General features: G+C 62.5%; 20 protein-coding genes. 12 read left to right on the plus strand and 8 right to left on the minus strand.

The genetic code is table 11. The features are described from left to right. Positions 1-12 precede the first annotated feature (12 nt). Both ACRANW_RS12825 and ACRANW_RS12830 read left to right on the plus strand, forming a co-directional pair. The gene (locus ACRANW_RS12825) at positions 13-1,587 is read left to right on the plus strand and encodes a cryptochrome/photolyase family protein (RefSeq protein WP_479432158.1); all 1,575 of its coding nucleotides are present in this window, start codon (positions 13-15) and stop codon (positions 1,585-1,587) included. 13 nt (positions 1,588-1,600) lie between these two features. Then, a complete protein-coding gene (locus tag ACRANW_RS12830; protein WP_479432159.1) occupies positions 1,601-2,236 on the plus strand; it encodes a glutathione S-transferase family protein in 636 nt (211 codons plus the stop codon). Positions 2,237-3,412: 1,176 nt separating this feature from the next. Here ACRANW_RS12830 and ACRANW_RS12835 read toward each other — a convergent pair. Further along, on the minus strand, positions 3,413-4,456 hold the full coding sequence (locus ACRANW_RS12835) for a bifunctional transcriptional activator/DNA repair enzyme AdaA (RefSeq protein WP_479433950.1): 1,044 nt from the start codon (positions 4,454-4,456) through the stop codon (positions 3,413-3,415). A 115-nt stretch (positions 4,457-4,571) separates the two neighbouring features. Between ACRANW_RS12835 and ACRANW_RS12840 the strand changes: the two genes are divergently transcribed. From ACRANW_RS12840 to ACRANW_RS12875, 8 genes are all read left to right on the plus strand, one after another. Next, the gene (locus ACRANW_RS12840) at positions 4,572-6,131 is read left to right on the plus strand and encodes a S1 family peptidase (RefSeq protein ID WP_479432160.1); all 1,560 of its coding nucleotides are present in this window, start codon (positions 4,572-4,574) and stop codon (positions 6,129-6,131) included. A 166-nt stretch (positions 6,132-6,297) separates the two neighbouring features. Then, on the plus strand, positions 6,298-6,852 hold the full coding sequence (locus ACRANW_RS12845; protein ID WP_479432161.1) for a F0F1 ATP synthase subunit delta: 555 nt from the start codon (positions 6,298-6,300) through the stop codon (positions 6,850-6,852). A 12-nt stretch (positions 6,853-6,864) separates the two neighbouring features. Further along, positions 6,865-8,394, plus strand: coding sequence for a F0F1 ATP synthase subunit alpha (atpA, locus tag ACRANW_RS12850; protein ID WP_479432162.1), 1,530 nt, complete (start codon positions 6,865-6,867; stop codon positions 8,392-8,394). A 12-nt stretch (positions 8,395-8,406) separates the two neighbouring features. After that, positions 8,407-9,276, plus strand: a complete 870-nt coding sequence (locus tag ACRANW_RS12855) for a F0F1 ATP synthase subunit gamma (RefSeq protein ID WP_479432163.1) — start codon at positions 8,407-8,409, stop codon at positions 9,274-9,276. Between the two features lie 21 nt (positions 9,277-9,297). Further along, entirely contained in the window at positions 9,298-10,755 is a 1,458-nt protein-coding gene (atpD, locus tag ACRANW_RS12860; RefSeq protein ID WP_479432164.1) for a F0F1 ATP synthase subunit beta, read from the plus strand. A 6-nt stretch (positions 10,756-10,761) separates the two neighbouring features. Next, positions 10,762-11,019 (plus strand): ATP synthase F1 subunit epsilon, encoded by a 258-nt coding sequence (locus ACRANW_RS12865; RefSeq protein WP_301751621.1) that lies wholly within the window; start codon positions 10,762-10,764, stop codon positions 11,017-11,019. A 160-nt stretch (positions 11,020-11,179) separates the two neighbouring features. Beyond that, positions 11,180-13,306 (plus strand): prolyl oligopeptidase family serine peptidase, encoded by a 2,127-nt coding sequence (locus ACRANW_RS12870; RefSeq protein WP_479432165.1) that lies wholly within the window; start codon positions 11,180-11,182, stop codon positions 13,304-13,306. A gap of 216 nt (positions 13,307-13,522) precedes the next feature. Then, entirely contained in the window at positions 13,523-13,798 is a 276-nt protein-coding gene (locus ACRANW_RS12875) for a DUF1153 domain-containing protein (RefSeq protein ID WP_479432166.1), read from the plus strand. A gap of 21 nt (positions 13,799-13,819) precedes the next feature. Here ACRANW_RS12875 and ACRANW_RS12880 read toward each other — a convergent pair whose 3' ends face one another. From ACRANW_RS12880 to glmU, 3 genes are all read right to left on the minus strand, one after another. Further along, positions 13,820-14,413 (minus strand): SOUL family heme-binding protein, encoded by a 594-nt coding sequence (locus tag ACRANW_RS12880; protein WP_479432167.1) that lies wholly within the window; start codon positions 14,411-14,413, stop codon positions 13,820-13,822. Between the two features lie 87 nt (positions 14,414-14,500). Beyond that, positions 14,501-14,767, minus strand: a complete 267-nt coding sequence (locus tag ACRANW_RS12885) for an HNH endonuclease (protein WP_479432168.1) — start codon at positions 14,765-14,767, stop codon at positions 14,501-14,503. Beyond that, on the minus strand, positions 14,764-16,134 hold the full coding sequence (glmU, locus tag ACRANW_RS12890) for a bifunctional UDP-N-acetylglucosamine diphosphorylase/glucosamine-1-phosphate N-acetyltransferase GlmU (RefSeq protein WP_479432169.1): 1,371 nt from the start codon (positions 16,132-16,134) through the stop codon (positions 14,764-14,766). The genes ACRANW_RS12885 and glmU overlap by 4 nt, the downstream gene beginning before the upstream one ends. Positions 16,135-16,210: 76 nt before the next feature. Here glmU and ACRANW_RS12895 point away from each other — a divergent pair, with 76 nt between their 5' ends. After that, positions 16,211-16,906 (plus strand): HAD-IA family hydrolase, encoded by a 696-nt coding sequence (locus tag ACRANW_RS12895; RefSeq protein WP_479432170.1) that lies wholly within the window; start codon positions 16,211-16,213, stop codon positions 16,904-16,906. Positions 16,907-17,032: 126 nt separating this feature from the next. Next, the gene (locus ACRANW_RS12900; RefSeq protein WP_479432171.1) at positions 17,033-17,962 is read left to right on the plus strand and encodes an SDR family NAD(P)-dependent oxidoreductase; all 930 of its coding nucleotides are present in this window, start codon (positions 17,033-17,035) and stop codon (positions 17,960-17,962) included. 64 nt (positions 17,963-18,026) lie between these two features. On the opposite strand, the gene ACRANW_RS12905 is transcribed toward ACRANW_RS12900, so the two are convergent. Genes ACRANW_RS12905 through ACRANW_RS12920 form a run of 4 tightly spaced genes read right to left on the minus strand, consistent with a single transcriptional unit; the run spans position 18,027 to position 21,155 of the window. Beyond that, positions 18,027-18,395: a DUF2794 domain-containing protein gene (locus ACRANW_RS12905; protein WP_479432172.1), complete on the minus strand. Its 369-nt coding sequence runs from the start codon at positions 18,393-18,395 to the stop codon at positions 18,027-18,029. Positions 18,396-18,399: 4 nt separating this feature from the next. Further along, complete coding sequence (epsC, locus tag ACRANW_RS12910) at positions 18,400-19,143, minus strand: serine O-acetyltransferase EpsC (protein ID WP_479432173.1); 744 nt, start codon at positions 19,141-19,143, stop codon at positions 18,400-18,402. Positions 19,144-19,190: 47 nt separating this feature from the next. Beyond that, positions 19,191-19,844, minus strand: coding sequence for an HdaA/DnaA family protein (locus ACRANW_RS12915; RefSeq protein ID WP_479432174.1), 654 nt, complete (start codon positions 19,842-19,844; stop codon positions 19,191-19,193). A 21-nt stretch (positions 19,845-19,865) separates the two neighbouring features. Next, entirely contained in the window at positions 19,866-21,155 is a 1,290-nt protein-coding gene (locus ACRANW_RS12920) for a heavy-metal-associated domain-containing protein (RefSeq protein ID WP_479432175.1), read from the minus strand. Positions 21,156-21,190 lie beyond the last annotated feature (35 nt).

The raw sequence follows: 21,190 nt of genomic DNA on the forward strand, positions 1-21,190 counted from the left end.
ATTACCCTTCCCATGACCCAACCCATCCTTGTCCCCATCCTCGGCGACCAGCTTTCCCGCAACCTGTCCAGCCTCGACGGCCTTTCGCCCGACAACACCGTCATCGTGATGATGGAGGTGTGGGACGAGGCGACCTATGTGAAACACCACAAGCAGAAGATCGTGTTGATCTTTGCGGCCATGCGCCATTTCGCCGCTGAATTGCGCGCCGAAGGCTGGACGGTCGATTACGTCGCGCTGGATGATGATGCCAACACCGGCAGCTTCACCGGCGAAGTCGCCCGCGCCTGTGAACGCCATGCCCCGGCAGAAGTGCGTGTCACCGAAGGCGGCGAATGGCGCGTGGCTCAGGCCATCGCCGAATGGGAGGACCGCCTGCCCTGCCCGGTCACGATTTGCTCCGACACGCGCTTCATCGCTACCCATGCCGAATTCCGCAAATTCGCAGACGGGCGCAAGCATCTGACGATGGAATATTTCTACCGCGACATGCGCAAGAAGACCGGCTTCCTGATGCGGTCTGACGGCAAACCCGAAGGCGATCAGTGGAACCTTGATGCCGACAATCGCGAACCCCCCAAAGGCGATATGAAAGCGCCCCCCGCCCCCAAATTCGCGCCCGATGACATCACACAGGACGTGATCGCACTGGTCGGCGCCCGCTTTGCTGATCACTTTGGCGATCTGGAGCCCTTCGGCTGGCCCGTCACGCGGGCCGAGGCGCTGGAAGCTGCCGATGCCTTCTTTGCCCAGCGGATCGAGAAATACGGCCCCTATCAGGACGCGATGGTCCACGGGTCGGATGATCTGTACCATTCGATGCTGTCGACCAGCCTCAATATCGGGCTGCTCGATCCGATCGAATTGTGCGAACGGGCCGAGGCTGCCTACAAATCGGGCAGCGCTCCGTTAAACTCCGTAGAGGGCTTCATCCGCCAGATCATTGGCTGGCGCGAATATGTGCGGGGCTTCTACTGGTACACCATGCCCGGCCTTGCCGAAGCGAACGAACTGGCCGCGCACCGCCCGTTGCCCGAGTTTTTCTGGACCGGCGACACCGATATGCGCTGCCTGTCAGACTGCATCCGTACCACGCGCGAAGATGCCCACGCGCACCATATCCAGCGGCTGATGGTACTGGGCAATTTCTGCCTGATCGCCGGGATCGATCCGCGCGAAGTTGAGGACTGGTATCTCGCGGTCTATGCCGATGCCTTCGAGTGGGTCGAACTGCCCAATGTCGCTGGCATGGTGCTCTATGCCGACGGCGGGAAGCTGGCGACCAAGCCCTATGCGGCGTCCGGCAATTACATCAACAAGATGTCCGATTACTGCAAGAAGTGCCGCTACAAGGTCGCGCAGAAGACCGGGCCGGACGCCTGCCCGTTCAACCCGCTGTACTGGCATTTCATGGACGCCAACCGCAAGCGGCTGGAAAGCAACCACCGCATCGGCCGCATCTTTGCCACCTGGGATCGCATGGGAGAGGCGAAGCAGCGCGAATATCTGGAGAGCGCGGAGAAATTCCTCGACAGTCTGGAGCCTGCCCGCGAAGGCTGGGCGCGAAATGCTGAACGCGCCGACTAAGGGAGATAAGCCTGTGCTGACCATCCACCACCTGCGCCTGTCGCAATCCGAACGCATCGTCTGGCTGGCCGAGGAGCTGGGGCTGGATTACGAATGCACGCTCTACACCCGCCGCGCCGACAACCGGCTGGCGCCCGATGACTACAAGGCGCTGCACCCGATGGGCATTGCGCCGGTGATCACCGATGGCGACCTGGTGCTGGGCGAAAGCGGCGCGATCATGGATTACATCATCGCCAAATATGCGCCGGGCACTCCGCTATCGCCCCCGCCCGGCCACAGCGATTACACCGATCACCTGTTCTATTACCACTGGGCCAACGCGACCTTCATGACCAACGGCATGATGGCGCTGGTGGCGCAGTTCATGGGCGCCAAGGATTTGCCGCCCTTCGTGGCTGACCGGATGCAGAAAAGCTGGGCCATGATTGAACAGCGCCTGGGCGAGGCCGACTATTTCGGCGGTGCGCATCTGACGACGGCGGACATCATGATGGGCTTCCAGCTCACCACCAGCCGCGCGATGAGCGGGATGCGCATTGACGGGATGCCGAACCTGCAAGCCTATCTGAAGCGCATCGGCGAGCGCGAAGCGTATCAGCGCGCCATGGCCAAGTGCGAACCGGGGATGCCGCCGAAGCTGGATTGAGGCCTGTCCAAGTCATTGCGAGGAGCCGCAGGCGACGCGGCAATCCACAGCCGAACCAAGCTGCAAGCGGAAACGTGAGGCCCTCGATTGCCATGCCTTCGGCTCGCAATGACGAAGCGGGGGCGCATGCCATCCCCACTGAAGTTGTTCTTTTGAGGATCGTTAACGCGCTGTCTTCTTTTGGGGGTGCGCAACCGCTTTTGTGATGTCCGCAAGTGGGTGGAAAACGGTCAATCGCGATCGAGCATTTTGGTATCGCGTCTCGCCCTACGGCGTTCTGCCTCACGGGTCCTCTCTCCGTTCCAAAACTTTCGCTGACGCTTCGCCCAGCGCCAGTTGACGAATGCGAACGGCCAAGGTGCCCAAAGGCTTAGAAAGACCAGCCAGCCTCCCACTCCCTCACGCAAAAGATATGGGCTACAGGGGTAGGAGAACAGCATGGCAATCCTTGCTGATCGCCGTGCGCTGTATTCGTGCAACGGCAACCCAGCGCAGCTTTCTATGAAATCAGTGTTCAGTGCAGCGATAAGCACGCCAACAACGACAGCGACCACTGGCCACCAGCGCGAGATCGGAATGCCCGATCCAATCTTTCTGAAATGCCTTTCTTCGTCTGTCAGACTACGTCGCCTCATAGACGCTTTTCGCATTGGATCGTGATGACCGCAATTGGTCGGTTTCAGAACGGCTGGAATTTTCCAGAAGCGAGGCAAAGCCGCCATGCCGCTTTTGGGATCAAGCCGAGTCGCCGCTCATGACTGCTGATGGGTGGTTAGCTGTCATTCCGACGCGCGGCCTTGACCGCTGCCCAAACCGCAAACCCGACTACAACGGCCACAGCAAGCGTCGGGACGAGAACTTGAGAGAGAAAGCCGTGCTTGCAGGGGGTATCGGGCACACAATCGCCTAGTGCGTCGCCGATCAAAAGAAACGCGAACAAGGGGACTGCAACCAATGCGGAGGTGACGCAACCCAACTTGCTAGCCGCCGACGTTCCACCCTTATAGCCACGCTCCATGGACGCAGAATAGCAGCTGAGCCTTTGTCTACAAAGGGGTCGTTTGCTGAACGGCAGGTTTTATCTGCAATCCCGAAAAAGCGGCCCTTCCAACGCCTTGGCCGAATAGGGAAGCCAAATGGCAAATCACCCTGACGTTTCGGGAGGCGTCCCAACCCTCACCGCTGCTCCCGTCGCAACAACTGCGCCTTGATCTCCAGCCCGTAGGCATAGCCGCCCAGCGTCCCGTCGCTGGCGATCACGCGGTGGCACGGGATCAGCACCGCCACATGATTGGCCCCGTTCGCCCCGCCGACTGCGCGGCTGGCGTTAGGGTTGCCCAGCGCCGCCGCCAGCGCGCCATAGGAGCGCGTCTCGCCGATTGGGATGCGGCGCAGTTCGTCCCAGACGCGCTGCTGGAAGGCGGTGCCTTTCACGTCGAGCGGGATGGCGGCGCTGCCCGATACATTGGCGCCCGGCTGCTCGACCGCTGCGAGAACTTGCGCAAACAGCGCACGGAAATCCTGGCCCGCGGGCACCAGTTCTGCACGGGGGAAGCGGGCCCGCAATTCGACCTCGCCCTCATTGAACGCCAGACAGCACACGCCCTTGTCGGTCGCGCCGACCAGCATCGGCCCCAGCGATGTCGGCAGCACCGCCCAATGCACGCGCTTGCCCGCGCCGCCCTTGCTCCAGTCATTCGGTGCCATACCCAGCTTGCCTTTCGTCTCTGCGTAGAACTGTTTAGACCCCCCGTAGCCCGCTTTAGACAGGGCCTCGGTCACGTTTAGACCCGTGGCCAGCGTGTCGCGTACCCGCTCTTCGCGCAAAGCTTTGGCAAAGGCAGCGGGGGAGATTCCGACAGTGCGTTTGAACAAGCGCTGGAAGTGCGTTGGGGTATAGCCGGTGAGATCGCTGAGCGCCGCCAGCGTCATCGCGCCACCTGCCCGGATCGCGGCGATCGCGGCCAGCACGCAGGCCTCCTCGGCGCTTTGCGTGGAAGGAGAGCAGCGTTTACAGGGCCTTAGGCCAGCAGCCTCCGCCTCGGCAGGAGTCGCATAGAACCGCACATTCCTGCGCAACGGCGCCCGCGCCGGGCAGGATGGGCGGCAATAGATCCCAGTGGAATGCACGCCCGTGACAAAGGAACCGTCATACCGCCGGTCCTTGGCCAGCGCGATTTGCCAGCGGTCATCATCGGTGATGTTCTGTAAATGTTTCACGTGAAACACTCTGCCACACCCCGCCCGCCCCTGCACCCCCGACAATTGCGCTCAATGTCAGCACTCGGTGTCGCTTCGCTGTCGCGGGCGCCCAAAAAGCGGCTATAGGCAGGCCATGCTTCGCGCCCTGCTTGCTCTTGTTCTGCTCGCCTTTGCTCTGGCCCAGCCCGCCGCGGCTGACCCCGGAGATGTCGACGCCGCCGCCCGCGGCGTCGTGCGTGTGGTGCTGATCGGGGAAGAGAATGGTGAGCCGACCCCCATCAGCCACGGCACCGGTTTCGCGGTCTCGTCCACCCGGATTGTCACCAATGCCCATGTGGTAACGCAGGCTACGCAGGACGATACGCTACGCATCGGGATCGTTCCGCCCGAAGGCGAGGGCGGCGCCTTTGCACGGGTTGTCGCAATCAGCCCGCGCAATGATCTGGCGCTGCTGGAAATCGTGCCGAACAGCCTGCGCCTGCCGCCGCTGGCCCTGGCAGGCGCGGCCAGCGCTAATCTGGGCGAGGTGACTGCGGTTGGCTATCCGATGAATGTCGATCTGGCCCAAGGGCTTGATATAGAGGACATCTTCCGCGCCCAGCCCCCGGTGAAATCACGCGGTTTCCTGTCGGGCGAGCGGCCTTCGCGGCAATTTGACACGATCCTGCACACAGCGCCCATTGCGCGGGGCAATTCGGGCGGGCCGCTGCTTGACCCGTGCGGGCGGGTGATCGGGGTCAACAGCTTCAGCGCAGATTCGGCCAGCGGCGAGGCGGAGTTCTATTTCGCGGTATCCTTGCGCGAACTGCTCCCGTTCCTGCGCGAAAACGGGGTGGAGCCGGTCACCAACACGCTCCCGTGCCGCTCCATCGACGAGTTGAACGCCGACGAACGCCAGCGCCTCGAAGCGCAGCAGTCTCAGGCACGCGCACGGATGGCTGATCGTGCTGAAAGTCTGCGGGGCTTGCGCGAAACCGCGCGGCTGACAGCGCAGATGGAGGTGCTGGCCGCACGCGAAAACCGCATGGCGCTCGCCTTGATCGCGCTTCTGGCGGCGATCGGTAGCGGCTACGCGGCGGCGGTGTGGCGCCCTGATGCCGCGCGGCGCAAGCACGTGATCCTGGCGGCGGGCGCAGCGATCACTGCGCTGGTGATTGCGGGATTGCTATGGATAACGCGTCCCGGTCTTGCCGAGATCGAAGACCTGGTCGCCGCGGCCCTGTCCGAAGCCCAAGGCGGGCCCGCCATCGTAGGCCAACCCTCGCTGGCGGCTGAAGGCGCACTGATCTGCACCCTCGTGCCCGATCGCAGCCGCGTGACCGCCGCCCGGACCGACGATGTCGCCTTCGATTGGTCCGCCGACGGGTGCGTCAACGGACGCACGCAATATGGCCTTGGGCAAGGCGGCCAGTGGCAGCGGGTCTTCGCTGCCCAAGAGGATGCGGCGGTGGCTCTCAACACCTATGATCCCGATACGCGCACCCTGCGCACCGACCGCTATCTGCTGGGGCAGACCGCGCTGGCTGCGGCACGCGCAGCCCGCGCGGCCTACACTCCGCCCGCTTGCGGGGTTAGTGATGCGGCGCGAACCCTAGGCGAGCAGCAGTCGGCGCTGATCGCGCGGCTGCCGGAACGGCCCAATGAACGCCTGGTTTATTCGTGCGTCGCGAAGAGCGCTGCACCTGCGCAATAAGGCTCATCGTACTTCGCACCTGCACAATTCCCGCCCCTCACGGCTTGCACCATCGGGAATCCCTTGCTAGGCGCGCGCCAACCTTAGCGGCGGCGCCTTCGTGCTTCTTCCGCTCCCTAGGCCCAGGCATTTTTTCGTTGAAGCTTCGCAAGAGGATTGCACACGCGTGGATATTTCCGCCGGTATCAAGGCTAGCCTGGCTGGACGCTATGCCTCGGCCCTGTTCGATCTCGCCGCTGAAAACGGCAAAGTCACGGCGGTCGAGAGCGATCTTGGCACCTTGAACGCTGCCTTGTCCGAATCAGCCGATCTCGCTGCGCTGACCACCAACCCGGAACTGGCCCGTGATGTGCAGGGCAAGGCGATGGCAGCGGTTGCGAAAGAGCTGAAGCTGAGCGATCTGACGGCCAATTTCCTCGGCGTGCTGTCCGCCAACCGTCGACTGGCCAAACTGCCCGCTATCATCAGTGCCTTCAAGGCGATTGCGGCGGCCCAGCGCGGCGAAGTGACAGCAACCGTCACCAGCGCGCATCCGCTCTCGGAAGAGCAGCTTGCCACACTCAAGACCAAGCTGACGCAACGCGAAGGCCGCACCGTCATGCTTACCGCCTCGGTCGATCCTGACCTGCTCGGCGGCCTCGTCGTCACCATCGGATCGCAGCGCATTGATGCCTCGATCCGCACCCGTCTCAACTCGCTTGCCAAAGCCATGCAGGCTTAAAGGACACGACCCATGCAAATCCGCGCCGCAGAAATCTCCAAGGTCATCAAGGACCAGATTGCCAATTTCGGCACCGAGGCCGAAGTCAGCGAAACCGGCACCGTGCTGAGCGTGGGTGACGGGATCGCCCGCATCCACGGCCTCGACAAGGTGCAGGCCGGCGAGATGGTGGAATTCGCCAACGGCGTGCAGGGCATGGCGCTGAACCTTGAAGCCGACAATGTCGGCGTCGTGATCTTCGGTTCGGACGCCGAAATCAAGGAAGGTGATGTCGTCAAGCGCACTGGCACAATCGTCGATGTTCCCGTGGGCAAGGGCCTGCTCGGCCGCGTGGTCGACGCGCTGGGCAATCCGATCGACGGTAAGGGTCCGATCGTGGCTGAAAAGCGCAGCCGCGTCGAAGTGAAGGCGCCGGGCATCATCCCGCGCGAATCCGTTTCCGAGCCGGTGCAGACCGGTCTTAAGGCGATTGACGCGCTGGTCCCCGTGGGCCGCGGTCAGCGCGAGCTGATCATCGGTGACCGTCAGACCGGCAAGACCGCTGTCGCGATCGACACCTTCATCAACCAGAAGCAAGCCAACGCGGGCGATGACGAAGGCAAGAAGCTGTACTGCGTTTACGTCGCGGTCGGCCAGAAGCGTTCCACCGTCGCCCAGATCGTCAAGCAGCTCGAAGAAAACGGCGCGATGGAATATTCCATCGTGGTCGCCGCGACCGCGTCCGAGCCGGCACCGCTCCAGTACCTCGCGCCCTACACCGGCTGCGCGATGGGCGAATATTTCCGCGACAACGGCATGCACGCCGTGATCGTGTATGACGACCTTTCCAAGCAGGCCGTTGCCTATCGCCAGATGTCGCTGCTGCTGCGTCGCCCTCCGGGCCGTGAAGCCTACCCCGGCGACGTGTTCTACCTCCATAGCCGCTTGCTGGAGCGTGCCGCAAAGATGAACGCCGACAACGGCTCGGGCTCGCTCACCGCGCTGCCGATCATCGAAACGCAGGCGGGTGACGTTTCGGCCTATATTCCGACCAACGTGATCTCGATCACCGATGGCCAGATCTTCCTGGAAACCGGGCTTTTCTATCAGGGCATCCGCCCGGCGATTAACGTCGGCCTTTCGGTGTCGCGCGTCGGCGGTGCCGCTCAGACCAAGGCGATGAAGAAGGTGTCGGGCTCGATGAAGCTGGATCTCGCGCAGTACCGCGAAATGGCGGCGTTTGCGCAGTTCGGCTCGGATCTCGATGCCTCGACACAGAAGCTCCTGAACCGCGGCGCGCGTCTGACCGAGCTGCTCAAGCAGAAGCAGTTCAGCCCGATGCCGTTCGAGGAACAGACTCTTTCGATCTATGCCGGCACAAACGGCTATCTCGATACCATCCCGGTGAACCGCGTGGGCGAGTATGAAAGTCAGATGCTCGAGTTCATGCGCCGCGAACACGGCGACGTGCTGACCGAGATCCGCACCAGCAAGAAGTTTGAAGGCGAAGTCGCTGACAAGGCCAAGGTTGCACTGCAAGCCTTCGCCAAGCAGTTCGCGTAAAGGTATCGCCCGGTGGCATCCCTCAAGGAACTGAAAGGTCGGATCAACTCGGTCAAGTCGACCCAGAAGATCACCAAGGCCAAGCAGATGGTCGCAGCGGCCAAACTGCGCCGGGCGCAGGCCGCGGCCGAAGCCGGGCGCCCCTATGCCATGCGTCTTGCGGCGGTGATGGCGAGCCTCGCGGGCAAGGTCGTCGGCGACAGCGCGCCCAAGCTGCTCGGCGGCACGGGTTCGAACCAGCGCCGTCTTCTGGTGGTGGTCAACACCGACAAGGGTCTGTGCGGGGGCCTTAACGCGAACATCGTCAAGGCCGCTAAGGTCAAGGCCCGCGAGTTGCTGGCGGCGGGCAAGACAGTGGAGTTTTACCTTGTCGGCAAAAAGGGCCGTGCGCCCTTGAAGCGCGAATACCCGACCCTGATTGGCGATGGGTTCGATACCAGCACGGTCAAGACCCCCGGTTTCACCGAGGCTGAAGCCATCGCCGATGAACTGATTGCCATGTTTGACGCTGGCAAGTTCGATGTGGCGCACCTGATCTACCCGACCTTCAAATCGGCGCTGGCGCAGGATCCGACGATCAATCAGCTGATCCCCGTGCCTGCGCCTTCCATTGCGGTCGAAGCGGACTCGGTGGTCGAATACGAGCCGAGCGAGGAGGACATCCTCGAAGAGCTGCTGCCGCGTTATGTACGCACTCAGCTCTTCGGCGCATTGCTGGAACGCGAAGCCTCAGAACAGGGCGCGTCGATGACCGCGATGGACAACGCCACGCGCAACGCGGGCGACCTGATCAGCAATCTCACCATCATCTACAACCGCCAGCGTCAGGCGGCGATCACAACCGAACTTATCGAAATTATCGCGGGCGCAGAAGCGCTCTAATCGAAAGCCAAGGAAACAATCATGGCCACCGCCCCCGCTCTTAATCAAACGACCAATGGCGTTATCAGCCAAGTCATCGGCGCTGTTGTCGACGTGCAGTTCCCCGGTGAACTGCCCGCGATCCTCACCGCGCTCGAAACCCGCAACGGTGACAAGACGCTGGTGCTCGAAGTCGCCCAGCACCTTGGCGAAAATACCGTGCGCACCATCGCGATGGACGCGACCGAAGGCCTCGTGCGCGGCAGCGAAGTGATCAACACCGGCGCGCAGATAAGCGTTCCGGTTGGCCCCAAGGTTTTGGGCCGCATCATGAACGTGATCGGGGAAGCAATCGACGAGCGCGGACCGATTGGCGCAGAAAGCACCATGCCGATCCACGCGGAAGCCCCGCTGTTCATCGATCAGTCGACCGACGCGGCTATCCTTGTGACCGGCATCAAGGTGATCGACCTGCTCGCGCCCTATGCGCGCGGCGGCAAGATCGGCCTGTTCGGCGGCGCAGGCGTGGGCAAGACTGTGTTGATCCAGGAACTCATCAACAACATCGCCAAGGGCCACGGCGGCGTGTCGGTGTTCGCCGGTGTGGGTGAGCGCACCCGCGAGGGCAACGATCTGTATCACGAATTCCTTGACGCGGGCGTGATTGCCAAGGACGCCGAGGGCAATGCGACCTCGGAAGGCTCCAAGGTGGCGCTGGTGTTCGGCCAGATGAACGAGCCCCCGGGCGCCCGCGCACGCGTCGCACTGTCGGGGCTGACGATGGCGGAATATTTCCGCGACGTCGAAGGCCAGGACGTGTTGTTCTTCGTCGACAACATCTTCCGCTTCACGCAGGCGGGCTCGGAAGTGTCGGCGTTGCTCGGCCGTATTCCTTCAGCGGTGGGTTACCAGCCCACCCTCGCCACCGACATGGGCAAGCTGCAAGAGCGCATCACCTCGACCACCAAGGGTTCGATCACCTCGGTTCAGGCGATTTACGTGCCTGCGGACGATTTGACCGACCCGGCGCCGGCCGCTTCGTTTGCTCACCTTGACGCGACCACCACGCTGAACCGGGCGATTTCGGAACTCGGCATTTACCCGGCAGTGGATCCGCTCGACTCCACTTCGCGCGTGCTTGAGCCTCGCGTCGTCGGCAACGAGCATTACGAAACCGCCCGTCGCGTTCAGGAAACGCTGCAGAAGTACAAGAGCCTGCAAGACATCATCGCGATCCTCGGAATGGACGAGCTGTCTGAAGACGACAAGCTGATCGTTGCCCGCGCACGCAAGATCCAGAAGTTCCTGAGCCAGCCGTTCCACGTGGCCGAGGTGTTCACCAACATCCCGGGCGTGTTCGTGCAGCTTGAAGACACGGTGAAGAGCTTCAAGGCGGTGGTTGACGGCGAATATGACCATCTGCCCGAACAGGCGTTCTACATGGTCGGCGGGATCGAGCAGGTGGTCGAAAAGGCCAAGAAGATGGCTGAAGAGGTCTAAGGCAACATGCCCCTTCATTTCGAACTCGTCACCCCTGCCAAGCTTGTCCGGTCGGAGGATGTCCATATGGTGGTCGTCCCCGGCACCGAGGGTGAGTTCGGCGTGCTGGAAGGCCATGCGCCTTTCATGAGCACGATCCGCGATGGCGCGGTTCAGGTCTTCGCTACGGCGAACGCGGCGCCCGAAATCATTCAGGTGCGCGGCGGTTTTGCCGAAGTGAACGAAAAGGGGCTGACTGTCCTCGCCGAACACGTCGAAGGCTGAACCTATCTTCTTTGAAAAGTCGCAAGAGGGCGGGCCGTTGGTCCGCCCTTTTTGTTTGTATCCCCTTCCCTTTGTGCCCGCGCCGCGTCAGAACATTGCGCAGGAATCCCGAAGGAGAGGACGTTTGAAACTTGTCTCAACTCTCGCATTGGCGCTTGCCATGACCGTTACTGCAAACAGCGGCGCTGTCGCGCAGACCACCACGGCCCCGCCTCCCGTGGACGGTGTCCCCGGCCCCGAGCAAGATCCCTATATCTGGCTCGAAGAAGCCCGCAGCCCCGAGGCGCTGGCATGGGTGGCCCAGGAAAATGCACGCACGCTGGCCGCGTTCGAGGCCGATCCGCGCTATGCGCAGCTGAAGGCCGAAGCGCTGGCGATCTTCAACTCCGATGATCGCATCCCCGGTGTCGCATTCACCCCGCACGGCATGATCAATTTCTGGCAGGACGCCAAGAACCCCAAGGGCCTGCTGCGCCGCACGACGCTGGAAAGCTGGCGTTCGGACAAGCCCGAATGGGAAACCATCCTCGATATCGACGCGCTCGCTGCGGCCGAGGGCAAGGAATGGGTCTATGGCGGCATGTCCTGCCTGCCACCCGAAGGCACGCGCTGCATGGTCTACCTGTCGGATGGCGGCAAGGACGCGAGCTTAGGCCGCGAGTTCGATGTGACCACCAAGAGCTTCGTCGAAGGCGGCTTCGCACTGCCTGAAAGCCAGGGTTCGTCCCAATGGCTCGATGCGGACTCGCTGCTGATCAGCCGCAATTTCACGCCCGAGACCACCACCGAAAGCGAATACCCCTTCACCACTCGGCTGTGGAAGCGCGGGACCGCGATCGAGGACGCGCCCGAAATCTTCCGCGGTGACAAGACCGATGTCTCGTCAGGCGCATCGCTGCTGCGCGATGGCAATGCCGTGATCCACGGACGCACCGCCTATCGTGGCATCTCGTTCCACGAGCGGCTGTATTACTTTGAGAAGGACGGTGAGTGGCTGCAACTCGACCTGCCAACCAAGGCCGGGCTTTACGGCATCATTGACGGGCAGATTCTGATCTCGACCGATGTCGAATGGAAGCGCGGCGATCAAACTTTCCCGGCGGACTCGCTGGTCTCTGCTGATCTGGAAGCATGGAAAGCCGATCCCAACGGCGTCGAAATGACGCTCGTGTGGGCCCCGGCCGACCGCCAGACCAAATTGGGCGCGACCACCACCAAGAGCAGCCTGTTCGTGCAATTGCTCGACAATGTGCGCGGGCGGGTGCTAAAGTTTGATTACGCTGATGGTCAGTGGACCAGCACCACGCTCGCCCTGCCCGACAATGCCACAGTCGGCATCGCGGCTTCGTCGGACGAGACCGACCAGATCATGTTCACCTCGACCGATTTCCTCAGCCCCGGCACGTGGTTCTACGCCGAGGATGGCACCTCGCTGGAACAGGTGAAGCGTGGGCCGGAATATTTCGACGCGGCCGGCATGGATGTTGAACAGCACGAGGCGACCAGCAAGGACGGGACCAAGATCCCCTACTTCGTCGTCAAGCCCAAGGGCATGGTGCTGGACGGCAACACGGCCACGCTGCTCACTGGCTATGGCGGCTTTCAGGTGCCACGCCTGCCCGGCTACCTTGGAAGCACCGGCAAGCTGTGGGTCGAAAAGGGCGGCGCCTATGTGCTCGCCAATATGCGCGGTGGCGGGGAATTCGGGCCGATGTGGCACCAGAGTGCGATCCGCGAAAACAAGCAGCGCACCTGGGATGATTTCATCGCCGTGGGTGAGGATCTGGTAAAGCGCGGCTTCACCTCGCCCGAACATCTCGGCATTCAAGGCGGCTCGCAAGGCGGGTTGCTGGTCGGCACCTTCTTTACTCAGAGGCCCGACCTGCTGAACGCGGCGATCGTGCAGATCCCGCTGTTTGACATGCTGCGCTATCACCTGATCGGGCGCGGGGCATCGTGGATCGGCGAATATGGCGATCCGCGCATCCCGGAACAGCGCGCCTGGATTGAAGGCTATTCGCCCTATCAGAAGATCGTGGCGGGCGTGGATTACCCCGCCCCGTTCCTGTGGGCCTCAACCGCGGATGACCGGACCCATCCGGCGCACGCCCGCAAGGGTGCAGCCAAGCTCAAGGAACTGGGTCAGCCTTATTACTATTTCGAGGACACCACTGGGGGTCACTCCGGCGGGGTCGACAATGACCAGCGCGCCAAGCTGCAGGCGTTGCAATTCGTCTACCTCATGCAGCGCCTGATGGGCCCGGCGGACAGCGCAAACGGCGGCTGATTACGCTCCCAGATCCATTCAAGGGGCGGCTCCCGCACAGGGCGCCGCCCCTTCGTTTGTAAAGCGGTCCGACACGTTGCGCTCGGTTCGCCGCAGGTCAGGCACGGGACGTTTCATCAATGGAAAATTAACCAAGGCCGGTAACTTCGCGTTAAGCCTCCCCGTCAAGACTGGGGTCATCGGGGGCGATTTGGAACAGCGACGAGGAGCATATCAATGGCGTACCCCAGCAACATTTTGATCGCTGATGCGATCAAGAGTTACCACGCACTTCCCAAGACTCACCGGGTTCACTGGTCCAAGGCGCGCAAGGACGATGTGGTTCGCGCCGTGCATGACAAGACCATCAGCTTCCAGGAAGCGCGGAGCCGGTATTTGCTGAGCCAAAGTGAATTCGCCCAGTGGGAAGCGGACTATCTTGCCAGTACACCCGCAAACGCCCGCGCCAGTATGGACGCTGGCTCTGACACGGGACGGATGCAGGACGCCTAGGCCTCCGGATCACATCGACTGCTACGCTGCGATGGGGATCAGCACCTCATTGCGGCGCAGCGGACCCGGCACCATTGGTGCATCGTAAAAGGCGAACTCAGCTCCACCCGCTGGCATCAATCCCTGCGCTCTCATCCAATCGCGCAGCCGCGCTTCCATCAGCGCCAGATCGCGCGCCGAACCATTGCCGGAAAACCGGATCGCCGCCATCCGCCGGGCTGGAACTTGCGTGAGCGCAATATCCCAAGGCGCGGGCGGCAGCGTTTCCAGCGTGTATTTCGACGGCATGACAAACCGCATCTGCCATTTGCCAGGCTGCGTTTCAGCCTGCAAAACTGGCGAGGTCATCGCGATCTTGTCGCCGCCTTCCGGACGATCCTGCGCAAAAATATAGGCCACCAGTCGCCGGAAGCTTGCGCCACTGGCTCGCTCACGGTTCCCGACGTGGCTGACTTCGGCAACAACCAACGCGGGATAATCGCGAACTTCGAAATCCTCTTCTTCAGATATGACAGCAAAATCGGGCTGTTCGGTTTGGCGTGACTGGGCATAGGCGGCAGCAGCGCCCACGGCCGCGATCCCGACACTGGCGGCAATCCATTTGGCGGCTTTCATGACATCAGCTCCTAATAGCGGTTTCTTGAAAGCCCTACGCCGTAAGCCACCCGAACGTTCCACCTGCCGTTAAACATGCCCCTCAACCTAGCGCGTCGGGGCGTCGAAATCCGCGGGCTTGTTCGCCACCCAAGCGACAAACTTGGCGATGGCAGGATTGTCCCGGATCACACTGGCCTTGTCACCGATCCGGGCCAATTCGTTGTTGGTGAAGTTGGCGTGGATGGTCTTGTGGCAGATCGGGTGAACCGGCACCTTGATCTTGCCCTTTTTGGCTTTGGGCACGGGGTGGTGCCACTGGACGATATCGCCCAGCGGTCGTCCGCACAGCCAGCAGGCAGGATTGTCGCTCACTTCTTGTCCGCCGCCTTCTTCTTTTTCATCGCATCATGGAAGCGATCCGCCCAGCCATCTTTTACCAGCTGTTCGGCCCGCACCATGCGCAATTCGCCCGGCGCGACATCGCGGCTGACGGTCGATCCGGCAGCGACAATAGCGTCGGCGCCGATGGTGACAGGCGCGACCAGGGCGGAGTTTGAACCGATGAATGCCCGCTCACCGATTGTGGTCTTGTACTTGAAATAGCCATCGTAATTGCAGGTGATGGTGCCCGCTCCGATATTGGCGCCCGCACCGACGCTCGCATCGCCCAGATAGGTGAGATGGCTGGCCTTGGCGCCTGCGCCCAGCACGGCGTTTTTCACTTCGACGAAGTTGCCGACAAAGCTGTTGGTCTCCAGCACCGTGCCAGGGCGCAGCCGCGCAAACGGCCCGACCTTGACGCCCGTGGCCAAGCGTGCGCCCTCGATGTGGCTATTGGCGCGGATCAGCACATTATCGGCGATGGTCACGCCCGGACCAAAGAACACATTGGGTTCAATGATGACATCGCGGCCCAGCACGGTGTCGTAAGCGAAAAAGACCGTATCGGGCGCAATCAGAGTGGCACCCTCGTCCATCGCGCGAAGGCGGCGTGCGGCCTGCCAACGCGCTTCGGCCAGAGCGAGTTCGGCGCGGGAGTTGATACCGGCGACCTCGGTTTCGCTCGGCGCGGTGATAACGGCACAGCGGCGACCATCGGCAATCGCGATGTTAACAATGTCGGGGAGGTAATATTCGTCTTGCGCATTGTCATTCCCGACCCGTGCCAGCAGCTCAAACAGATCGTCTTTGCGCGCGGCGATCAGGCCGGAATTACACAGCCCACAGGCACGCTCGCCGTCATCGGCGTCCTTGAACTCGACCATCTTCCGGATGCCGCCATCATCGTCAGCGATCACGCGGCCATAGGCGAGCGGATCGGCAGGCTCAAAGCCCAGCACAACGGCCGCGGGGCGATCATTTGCGTGGAGACGGCCCAGCATGGCACGCATCGTCGCCGCCGTCACGAACGGCACATCGCCATACAGCACCAGCACATCGCCTGCGAAGTCCGCCAGCGCTCTCTGCGCCTGTTGAACAGCATGGCCGGTGCCAAGCTGAGGTTCCTGGAGGCAGGTTGTGGCCCGTTCCCCCACGGCCTTTTCAATCTGCGCACGCCCGGCGCCCACGACCAACGCAAGCCGCTCTGGCCCCAGTTCGGCGACGCTCGCTAACAGATGGTCCAGCATCGCGCGGCCTGCCACCTTGTGCAGCACCTTGTGCGTGTCACTTTTCATCCGGGTGCCCTTGCCCGCAGCAAGGATGATCGCAGCGAAAGGATGTGTCGTCGTGGTGGTCATAAAAGCCCCTGTAAGCAATCGTGCACCTGCCAGCAAATGCTTGCGGTTTGAAGAACCATCCGGCAAATCCTGCGACATGAACGCACGACCCTTTGATGCCATCGGCTTCGATCTTGACGGCACCCTGCTTGATACCTTTCGCGATCTGGGCACCGCCGTGAATCACGCGTTGGAACTGGGCGGTTTCGAGGCGGTACCGGTGGAGACCAGCAAGGATCTGATCGGTGGCGGAGCCAAGATCATGCTGGCCCGCGCAGTCACGGCGCAAGGCGGGGTCAGCGATGACGAGTTCAGACGTCTCTACAAGGCGATGCTGGCTTATTACGAAAGCCACAACGCGGTCCACACCGTTCCCTACCCCGGCGTGCGTGAGGTGCTGGCGCAATTGGCCGCACAGGGCGTTCATATGGCCGTGGTCACCAACAAGTTCGAAGCCTTTGCGCAAAGCGTGCTGACGCAACTGGGCATGATCGACATATTCGAAGTGGTGATCGGCGGCGATAGTATGGGCAAAGGGCCGGACGGCCAATTTATCGCCAAGCCTGACCCTGCCCCCGTGATCGCCGCGCGCGCAGCTCTGTCTGGGGACCGTTTCATCTTTATTGGCGATTCGACCTATGATGTCCGCGCTGCCACGGCAGCGGGCGTTCCGGTGATTGCCGCGGCTTATGGCTACTGCGACAAAGACCCATACGAAATGGGCGCAGACGCGGTGATCGATTCGTTTGAGGACCTAATTCCAGCGCTGCACGCGATGGGGCGCTCTGCCTGACCCTACGGCATCGCACCTCGTCAGTTCGGCTGTTGCAAGCCGCGCGTGAAAGTGCCACGCAGCGCCCACAAAATAGCTTTACGCAGGCGTAAACTGCGCCGCATCGCTAAGACAGGAGAAACACCTATGACCATCAGCTTCAAAGACAAGGTCGCCATCGTCACCGGCGCAGGCGGCGGGCTTGGCAAGGCCTATGCGCTGGAACTCGCCCGTCGCGGCGCGAAGGTTGTTGTCAATGATCTTGGCGGGTCGCGTGATGGCACCGGCACTTCGGACGCGGCCGCACAGGTCGTCGCCGAAATCGAAGCCATGGGCGGCGAAGCCATCGCCAACGGCGGCTCAGTGACCGAATTCGACCAGATGGAAAAGATGGTCGCCGATGCCAAGCAGAAGTGGGGCGGCGTCCATGTGCTCATCAACAACGCAGGCGTGCTGCGCGACAAGACCTTCGCCAAGATGGAGCCGGCCGACTTCGAATTCGTCGTCAAGGTGCATCTCACCGGTTCGGCCTACGCTACCAAGGCGTGCTGGGAAACCTTCCGCGAACAGGGCTATGGCCGCATCCTGATGACCGCGTCATCAACCGGCCTGTTCGGCAACTTTGGCCAGGCCAATTACGGCGCGGCCAAGCTGGGTCTGGCTGGCCTGACCAAGACGCTGGCTCTGGAAGGCGCCAAGTATAACGTGCGCTGCAACACGCTGTCGCCGGTTGCCGGCACCCGCATGACCGAAGACCTGTTCCCCGAAGAAGCCTTCAAGCTGTTCGCGCCGGAAAACGTGGTCCCAGCGGCCTTGTTTCTCGTCAGCGAAGATGCGCCGAGCAACGCCATCGTCGGCGCAGGCGCTGGCGGGTTCCACTCCTCATGGACCGTGATGAACGATGCTGTGTGGCTGAAGGATGAAGACCGCACGGTCGAAGGCTTTGCCGCCCGTTGGGACGACATCAACGCCTTCACCAACCTCATCGCTCCGCAATCGGGCAGCGAGCAATCGGGCAACATCCTCAAGGCGATGCAAAAGGTCACCGGCGCAGGGCCAGCCAGCGCACGCGGGTAAGTAACGCCCCATCATCGAACAACAAGAAGGCTCGATCCGAAAACCGGATCGGGCCTTTTTTGCGTTAGTCGTCAACCGCCTTCAGCAGCTTGCGCTCCATCGGGGCAAGCACATTGGCAAGGTCGTGGCCGCGTTTCAGTACCTGGCCATGCTCTCCGAACAGAGTCCACATGCCCTGCTTTGATCGCAGTGCCGGGCGTTTTTCCACGCGCGCCTGCGGGCGTTCGGCTGCGCGGCGGAAGGCGGCGAAGGTTGCCGCGTTGGCATCAAAATCCATCGCATAATCGCGCCATTGGCCGGCTGCGACCATGCGGCCATAAAGATCGAGAATCCGCTGCAACTCCGCCCGCTCAAAGCCGACCTGATCGGCCGCCCGCGCCGGAAAGGCCAGCACCTGGCCCACGGGCCCTGGCGTTTGCGAACCGCCCTTCACCCAGTCATTCCTCTGCTGCGCGCTTATGCAGGCGCACCGGCTCAGACGTGATGGGCGCTGGTGGGCTGCGATCGGCCAGCATGGCCTTCATAAGCGCCATTTCCTCGCGCATGACGGCCAGCTCGGCCTCGAGCCGCTCCACGCAATCACCACGTGCCCGCCCCTGATCATCGCAGGGCGGATCATCGCACGGGGTGCCGTAGGGGATGAATTCACGCAGCCATTCCTCGGCAGGAACGAGAGTGGAGCGAGCCTTCAGACCAATCATGGTCGCGCCCGCGGGAACATCGTCAGTCACAACCGCGTTGGCGCCAACCCGCGCACGCTCACCCACGACGATCGGCCCAATGATCTGCGCGCCTGAGCCGATGATGACGTTGTCCATCAGCGTCGGGTGACGCTTGCCGCCTTTGCCATTGGTGGGGTTGGAGCCGCCCAGCGTGACGCATTGGTAAATCGTGACATTATCACCGATCTCGGCGGTCTCACCGATAACGGTGAAGCCGTGGTCGATGAAGAAATTCTTGCCGATGGTCGCACCGGGGTGAATGTCGATAGCGGTCAAAGCCCGCGAGACATGGTTGATAAACCGCGCGAGGAAATACAACCGCGCCTCAAACAGCCAATGCGCCACGCGGTGCAGCCCCAGCGCAAGCACGCCGGGGTAAAGCAGGATTTCCCAGCGCGAACGCGGCGCGGGATCGCGGGCGCGCACGGAGTCGAGATAACTGATCAGCCGGTCAAACATGGCCCGTTACATTCCCATCAAATCCTACGCGATGCAACTCGCAGCGCCTAGAACAGCCGTTGCTGTTCAGGACCATGCAAGGCCTCGAGCGCGGCGCGCCATACGGACATGGTGGCAGGCGTCTGGCGTTCAAGGGAAATCCGGTCGATTGCCCCCACCAGAGCCTCGATCGCCGCGAAGCTGCGTTCTGTCCGGGGTACCAGATATTCCACCGCACCATCGGGCAGGCTGAAACCGCGCTGCTCGGCATGGGCCAGGATAAGCGCGCCCGCCATCTCGTCATCCGGCGTGCGGATCGCAAGCTGCAATGACCCGCCGATGCGGGACGCCAGATCCGGCAGAGTGATCCGCCAGCCACCGCAGCATGGATCGGAATTGGCAATCAGCAGCAACGCCTCGCCCTCCCGGCTTCCTCCTTGTTGCACTGCATTCCAGCGATGAAACAGCGCGGTTTCGTCCAGCTTTTCGGCATCGTCGATCACGTCGAGCCCGCCTTCGCCATGATAACTGCGTGCCCAACGCCCCAGGAGGCTTTTGCCCGACCGTGGTGGGCCGATCAGCACGGCGGCATGAAAAGGCCAGCGCGCCGGTGTCTGCAAAGCCTCAATCACGGCCTCATTGGCTGTGCCCACAACAATCCGCTGCGCGCCGGGAGGCACGCAGGCGAACAGCGGCAGAGCAATCTGGGAGGGTTCAGTCATGCGCCGTCATCCTTGCGCGCCTTAACGGCTGATGGCGAGCGCGTTCGCCCCTCGGCGCACCACAAATCCTCGCGCTTCAAGCGCAGCGGCGAGTTCTTCGAGCGTTCCGTAAAAGCTCACGCCCATGACCGATGTGCCGCCAATCGCGGTGCTGGTGACACCCACGCCGCGCACGCCGCTGGTGCCCCGCACCGCGCCCAGCGCGCTGTCGAACACGGCGGCATCGGGCGTTGCGAATTGGACGGTGATGTTGCGTGCGGCTGCCTCGCCCGGTTCGATTCCCGTGACAGGTTGCGCCTCGATCCGTGGCACGCCGGCCGCCGCCGCGGCAGCCGCTGCGGCATTGCGTGCTCGCGCTGCGCGGCCAATCTCGATCAACTGCTGGATTGCCGGATCCACCGCGCCGCCAGACCCAAGCCGGAGACTGGGATCGGGGCGCAGCTTGCCCGAGGCAAGCGCAGCAGTGAAAATACCATCCATCCGCTCGACCGCCTGCGCCAGCATTGCCGGCAGCGCGTCCTGACTGTCAGCTTCCAGCGTAAAAGTTTCGAGCGGACGACTGTCCGGGCCGTACCGCGCCGTAAATGTGCCGCTGACCGGCCCGCCTGGGAATTGATGGTCGAGCCGGGCAAAAGCCATCAGCACATCGGTCGCGCCGTACTGGTCAAGCGCCGAGCGCCACCATGCGCGGCTGCGCCGGGTCGTCTGGCCGAAATTGACGAGCACCGAATCACCTCCCGCGCCAGACAGGCGGACATAATCAATCCGGCTCGCCCCCGGATTGAACTCGGCCCATGCGCGCTGCCACGGGGTGCGCTGTTCAAAGGTAACGTAGGCGCCGCCAGATTCCTGCACCGGGATCAGCAAGAGCGGAGCGGAACGCGCCTGTCGCTCCACCCCGCCGAGATAAGAACCTGCACGGCTGCGATCAAACACCACGCCCAGCGTAGCAATGTAGCGCCGCGGCCCGAGCCGCTCTTGTTCGATGACGATTGCGGACACGAGGCCATCAAGCTGGCTGTCAGAGAGCTTCGGGCCTTTCAGCTTCTCCCACGCCTTGCGCTGTGCCTCGCGCCAGCCATTTGCGCGAGCATCCTCGGCGCTTTTGCCCTCCGCATCCACGCTGATTCCCTTGACCTCGATATCGGCGCTGGCGGCGGTGGGTGCAATGCCGCGCTCACCTGCGACCTGGGCCCACAGCGTGTAGCCGCCGCCCAGCATCGCCACGGCGAGCGCAGCCCTGCCAAGCCAGCGCCGCAGAGGCCGAAAGGGGGCCGCGCTGGGGCCAGAAGAGGATCGCGTGCCACTCATGGGGAAAATCCCACGTCCTTTGCCCAATGGCGAGT

The sequence above is a fragment of the Erythrobacter sp. 'gip.4 top 5' genome (genome assembly GCF_056495765.1).